A 267-nucleotide genomic window follows, 5' to 3' on the forward strand; every position below is an offset into this window, starting at 1 on the left:
TGGACCGAAGACCAGCATATGGCGCGGATCGATAAGCGTCGTCAGCAGTAACGGGCGTGCACCACGCTTCACAAAGCGGGGTTTCATGCTGCGGATAAAGTCTTCGTATTGCGCTAAATGCGTTTCCGCTGCGCTTTGCAGGTTAAGTAAATCTGCCATTTCCGTCAGTGATTTACGCGCCATCGCCAGCGGCTGTTTGCCATCGCTGAAGTTAAATCCACGCCCCGGCGCAATACGTGCCAGCATATCTGGCGAAGGGCCATATCC

The 267-nt window shown here is 54.7% G+C and carries 1 protein-coding gene; it reads right to left on the reverse strand.

Annotation, left to right across the window (positions count from 1 at the left end):
- On the reverse strand, positions 1 to 246 hold a 246-nt coding region (locus tag R0J88_RS20720), incomplete at its 3' end, for a hypothetical protein (RefSeq protein ID WP_410900987.1).
- Positions 247 to 267 lie beyond the last annotated feature (21 nt).

Source organism: Pseudoalteromonas sp. SIMBA_162 (assembly GCF_046535955.1).
Taxonomy (GTDB): Bacteria; Pseudomonadota; Gammaproteobacteria; order Enterobacterales; family Alteromonadaceae; genus Pseudoalteromonas; species Pseudoalteromonas marina.